This window comes from Kitasatospora phosalacinea, assembly GCF_000717185.1.
Lineage (GTDB): Bacteria > Actinomycetota > Actinomycetes > Streptomycetales > Streptomycetaceae > Kitasatospora > Kitasatospora phosalacinea_A.
Genome location: NZ_JNYE01000207.1, coordinates 1 through 4,464, shown reverse-complemented (window position 1 = coordinate 4,464; position 4,464 = coordinate 1). Strand labels below are relative to the sequence as shown.

Genomic DNA, 4,464 nt, shown 5'->3' with positions numbered 1-4,464 from the left:
CACACGCACCCACCCGCTCCCGGAACACCACCGACGAACCCAACAACTCCCGCGCCATCCCCACCCACTGCGACCCCTGCCCCGGAAACACGAACACCGTCCGACCGGGACGGTCGGGCCCCGCACCGGAGACCAGGTCGGCGGACGGCAGCTCCCGGGCGAGGGCGTCGAGCCCGGCGAGGGCGCGGTCGCGGTCCGGGCCGAGGACGACGGCGCGGTGCGCGAACACCGTCCGGGCGGTGGCCAGGGTGTACGCGGTGTCGGCGAGGCCGGTCTCCGGGTGCTCCGCCAGGTGGGCGTGCAGGCGGGCGGCCTGGGCGCGCAGGGCCTGCGGGGAGCGGGCCGAGAGCAGCAGCGGGGCGCCGTCCGCCCGGGCGGGGGCGGGGTGTTCGGCCTCGGAGGCCTGTTCGAGCACGACGTGGGCGTTGGTGCCGCTGATCCCGAACGAGGAGACGGCGGCCCGGCGCGGGCCCTCGGCCTGTCACCCAGCGTCGTGCCGGTGCCGTGCGCCTCCACCGCATCGACGTCGGCCGCCGACAGGCCCGCGTCCGCGAGCGCCTGCCGGATCACCCGCTGCTGGGCGGGCCCGTTGGGCGCGGTGAGCTGGCTGCTGGCGCCGTCCTGGTTGACCGCGCTGCCGCGCACCACGGCCAGCACCCGGTGCCCGTTGCGCCGGGCGTCCGAGAGGCGTTCCAGCAGCAGCAGGCCCGCGCCCTCGCCCCAGCCGGTGCCGTCCGCGCCCGCCGCGAAGGCCTTGCAGCGGCCGTCGGGGGCCAGGCCGCGCTGGCGGCTGAACTCGACGAAGGTCTGCGGGGTGGCCATCACGGTGACGCCGCCCGCCAGGGCGAGCGAGCACTCGCCGCGCCGCAGCGCCTGGGCCGCCAGGTGGACCGCCACCAGCGAGGACGAGCACGCGGTGTCGACCGTCACCGCCGGGCCCTGGAAGCCGAAGGTGTAGGCGACCCGGCCGGAGGCGACGCTGCCCGCGCTGCCCTGCACCAGGTAGCCCTCGAACTCCTCCGAGGGCGCGTGGATCCGGGCCCCGTAGTCGCTGTACATGACGCCCGCGTACACGCCCACCTGCTGTCCGCGCAGTTCGGACGGCAGGATCCCGCCGCGCTCGACGGCCTCCCAGGCGAGGGTGAGCAGCAGCCGCTGCTGCGGGTCGACGGCGAGCGCCTCGCGCGGCGAGACGCCGAAGAACCCGGCGTCGAAGCCGCCCGCGTCGTACAGGAACCCGCCCAGCCGGGTGGTGGACTTGCCGACCTGCTCCGGGTCCGGGTCGTACAGGTCGTCCACCGCCCAGCCCCGGTCCGCGGGGAACTCGCCGATGGCGTCCCGGCCCTCGGCGACGGCCCGCCACAGCTCGCCGGGGCTGCTGATCCCGCCCGGGTAGCGGCAGGCCATGGCGACGACGGCGATCGGCTCCCGCTTCTCGGCCTCCACCTCCTGCAGTCGGCGCCGGGCCTGCTGCAGGTCCGTCGTCGCACGCTTCAGGTAGGCGCGGAGCTTCTCCTCGTCCGCCATGGGCGATCCACTCTCCTCAACGGTGTTGCGACGGATGTGCCGCCCGGTGAAGAACGGCGGCCTCGCGGGTCCGTTCACGGTAAGTGGGCGTCCTTGGCCCGCCCTTAGCCGCAGCTAAAGCGGCGCCGACCGGCTCCGACCAGCCCCGATCCGCCCCGACCGGGCGGCGGGGGCGGGAACGGGAACGCCGCGGCGGGGGCGGCCCGGGCGGGGGCGGCCCCCGCCGCGGCGGGTCGGTCGGGTCACTCGGGGGTTTCGAGCGTCCCGTCGAGCAGGAGGAACAGTTCCTCGTCGCTGGCCCCGTCGATGCCGACCCCGTCGATCTCCCCCTGCTCCGCCGCCGGGTCGGCGCCGGGGTCGCGGAGCCCCGCCAGCAGCAGCTGGACCCGGGCCAGCACCTTGCCGCGGACCTCCGGATCGGCCGCGATGCCGGGCAGCTCGCGCTCCCAGCGGTCCAGTTCGGCCAGCATCGGGTGCTCGGCACCGGCCGGCAGGCTCTCCGCCAGCAGGTGGTCGGCCATGGCGACCGGGGTCGGGTGGTCGAACACCGCCGTCACGGGCAGGGACAGGCCGGTGGCCGTGCTGAGCCGCCGCCGCAGTTCGACCGCGGTCAGCGAGTCGACGCCCATGTCCTGGAAGCCCCGTCCGCTCTCGACGCCGTCCGGGGTGTCGAAGCCGAGGACCCGGGCCAGCTCGTCGCGCACCAGGTCGAGCACGTACGCCGACCGCTGCTCGGCGGGCAGCCCGCGGAGCTTCCCGGCGAACGTCCCCTCCTCCGCCGTCGCCGCCGGTTCGGCCGACCGCCGGGCCGGCTGCAGGGGCATCCGCAGCAGCCCCCGCAGCAGGGCGGGCGGCGTCTCGCCGCCGGAGCGCAGCGCCGCCAGGTCCAGCCGGACGGGGACGGGCACGGGACGGTCGGCGGCCAGCGCCGCGTCGAACAGCCGCAGGCCCTGCGGGTCGCCGATGCCCGCGATGCCCGAGCGCCGCAGCCGGGCCAGCGCGCCCCGGTCCAGGGTGTCGGCCATCCCGCTCTCCCGCTCCCACAGGCCCCAGGCCAGCGAGACGGCGGGCAGGCCGAGAGTGCGGCGGTGCTGGGCGAGGGCGTCCAGGAAGGCGTTCGCGGCGGCGTAGTTGCCCTGCCCGGCGGTGCCCATCGTCCCGGCCACCGAGGAGAACAGGACGAACGCGGCGAGCTTCCGGTGCTCCGTCAACTCGTGCAACTCCCCCAGCTCCGCGACCAGTTCGGCCGCACCCGGCGCCTCCCCACCCCGACGGCTCACCAGCAGCAGGTGCCGCACCCCGTACGCCGACACCAGGTGCCGGGCGAACAACGCACCCAACCCACCCGTCCCACCGGTGACCAGCACCGTCCCCGCCGGATCCAGGACCGGCGGCGTCTCGCCGACCCCGGCGAGGCGCGCCAGCCGCGGCACCAGCACCGCACCACCGCGCACCGCCACCTGCGGTTCCTGCGCGGCCAGCACCCCGGCCAGCACCCCGGCCGACAGCGGGCCGTCCGCGTCGAGCAGCAGCAGCCGGCCGGGCTCCTCCGCCTGCGCACTGCGGACCAGCCCCCATCCGGCGGCGGCCGCCGGGTCGGGCGCCGCCCCCTCGGCCGGGGCGACCGCGCCGCGGGTCACCAGCACCAACCGGGAGTCCGCCGCGGCCGGTTCGCCGAGCCACTCCTGTAGCAGCCGGAGCGTCGCGGACAGCGCACCGCCCGCCGCCACGGCGGCGGACACGCCGTCGCCGCCGTCGCCGCCGTCCGGACCGACCGCCGCCAGGACCGCCTCCGGCATCGGGGCACCGGCCCGGACGGCACCGAACAGCGCGGCCAGGTCCGGGTACGGGACCGTCCCGTCCGGCGCAGCCAGCTCGCCCAGGACGGCCCACCGGTCGGCCGAACCTTCAGCCGAACCCTCGCCCGCGCCCCTGTCCGGCAGCGGCAGCGGCAACGGCAGCCACTCGACCTCGTACAGCCGGTCGTCGGCCGACGCCCCGGCCAGCCGCTCCAGCGGCACGGCGCGCAGCGTCAGCGCCTGCGCGGCCAGCAGGACGGTGCCCGCCGGGTCGGACAGGCGCAGCGACACCTCGTCGGCCGCGACCCGGCCGAGCCGGACCCGGACGGTGCCCCCGCCCGCCGCCGGACCGCGGACCACTCCGCGCCAACCGAACGGCAGGCGGAGCACGCCGGGCGGCACCGGCGAGGGGTCGTCCAGCAGGTCGAGCAGCAGCGGGTGCAGGGCCCCGTCGAGCAGGGCCGGGTGGATGCCGTACCCGGCGGCCGGGGTGTCGACGGGGAGCTCGACCTCGGCGAACAGGTCCTCGCCCAGGCGCCACGCCGCGCGCAGCGCCCGGAAGGCCGGGCCGTAGCCGTAGCCGAGGTCGCCCAGCCGCTCGTACAGGTCGTCCAGCGGGACGGCGGTCGCGCCCGGCGGCGGCCAACTGCCCTCCGGCTCCGGGGCGGGGGCGGTCGACGGCCCGGCGAGCGCGCCCTCGGCGCACACCGTCCACGGCTCGTCCGCACCCTCCGGCCGCGCGTGCAGCGCGACCGGACGCCGCCCGGCACCGTCCGGCGGGCCCACGATCAGCTGCACCGCGACCGCGCCCTGCTCGGGCAGCACCAGCGGGGCCCGGAGGACCAGGTCCTCCACTCCCCCGCAGCCCGCCCGGTCAGCAGCGTGCAGGACGAGGTCGAGCTGCGCGGCGGCAGGCAGCAGCACCGTCCCGCCCACCGCGTGGTCGGCCAGCCAGGGGTGGCTGCCGATCGCGAGCCGCCCGGTCAGCAGCAGCTCCTGACGGTCCGCCGGTTCGACGGCGGCGCCGAGCAGCGGGTGCCCGGTGCGGTCCAGGCCGAGGCGCTCCGCACCCGCCGTCGCGGACGAGGGCTCCAACCAGTACCGGCGGTGCTGGAAGGCATACGTCGGCAGGTCCACC

At 77.5% G+C, this 4,464-nt stretch carries 1 protein-coding gene and 1 pseudogene; both read right to left on the bottom strand.

Going from position 1 to position 4,464, the window contains the following annotated elements; genetic code table 11:
* Positions 1-1,527 (bottom strand): annotated as a pseudogene (locus tag OO57_RS38935) (type I polyketide synthase); the annotation flags it as partial.
* Positions 1,528-1,769: 242 nt separating this feature from the next.
* The coding region (locus tag OO57_RS37480) for a type I polyketide synthase (RefSeq protein ID WP_033257359.1) at positions 1,770-4,464 on the bottom strand (2,695 nt) is incomplete at its 5' end.